1 protein-coding gene is annotated in these 1102 nt (G+C 63.2%); it reads left to right on the top strand.

The genetic code is table 11. The features are described from left to right. Positions 1 to 911 (top strand): bifunctional 23S rRNA (guanine(2069)-N(7))-methyltransferase RlmK/23S rRNA (guanine(2445)-N(2))-methyltransferase RlmL (gene rlmKL, locus GYA94_RS26275; RefSeq protein ID WP_161893416.1); only part of this gene is annotated, 911 nt, incomplete at its 5' end. Positions 912 to 1102: the final 191 nt, after the last annotated feature.

Genomic DNA, 1102 nt, shown 5'->3' with positions numbered 1-1102 from the left:
ACCGCCTGCAGAAAAACCTCAGGCAACTGGGCAAATGGGCCCGACGCGAGCAGGTCGACTGCTATCGCCTGTACGATGCCGACATGCCTGAGTATGCCCTGGCAGTCGATCTGTACCACGACTGGGTACACGTGCAGGAATATGCCGCACCACGCTCGGTGGACCCGGACAAGGCCCAGGCGCGCCTGCTCGATGCCCTGGCGGCCATCCCGCAGGCATTGGGCATTGCCCCGCAGCGCGTGGTGCTCAAGCGCCGCGAGCGGCAAAGCGGTACCCGCCAGTACGAGCGTCAGGCTACCGAGGGCCGTTTCCAGGAAGTCAACGAAGGCGGCGTGAAGTTGTTGGTCAACCTCACCGATTACCTCGACACCGGCCTGTTCCTCGACCATCGCCCGATGCGCATGCGTATTCAGCGCGAAGCAGCCGGCAAGCGCTTCCTCAACCTGTTCTGCTACACCGCCACGGCCACCGTGCACGCGGCCAAGGGTGGCGCGCGCAGCACCACCAGCATCGACCTGTCGAAAACCTACCTGGACTGGGCGCGGCGCAACCTGGCGCTCAATGGTTATTCCGAGCGCAATCGCCTGGAGCAGAGCGATGTCATGGCCTGGCTGGAAGGCAACCGTGACAGCTACGACCTGATCTTCATTGACCCGCCAACCTTCTCCAACTCCAAGCGGATGGAAGGTGTGTTCGACGTGCAGCGTGACCATGTGCAGTTGCTGGACTTGGCCATGGCCCGCCTGGCGCCCGGTGGCGTGCTGTATTTCTCCAACAACTTCCGTAAGTTCCAGCTGGACGAACACCTGATGGCACGCTACGCCGTGGAGGAAATAACGGCCCAGACCCTGGACCCGGATTTCGCCCGCAACAACCGCATCCACCGCGCCTGGCGCTTGCAGCTGCGCTGAGCCGACGGGGTACATTGCGCGGGTAGTGGCCAATAGCTATAACTTGGTTCATGGCTGGATAATCCGCAGGACGCTGACGTGACGAGACGGGTGTATGTCAAAGTGTGGCGTGCTTGCGCGGGTGCCTGGCCTGCGCGCAGAGGCGATGTCCGCCTGGGTGATGGCCTTGATTGCGCTGCTGGCCGGCGGCC

The organism is Pseudomonas juntendi, from assembly GCF_009932375.1.
GTDB lineage: Bacteria > Pseudomonadota > Gammaproteobacteria > Pseudomonadales > Pseudomonadaceae > Aquipseudomonas > Aquipseudomonas juntendi.
This window is presented reverse-complemented; position numbering and strand designations above follow the sequence as displayed.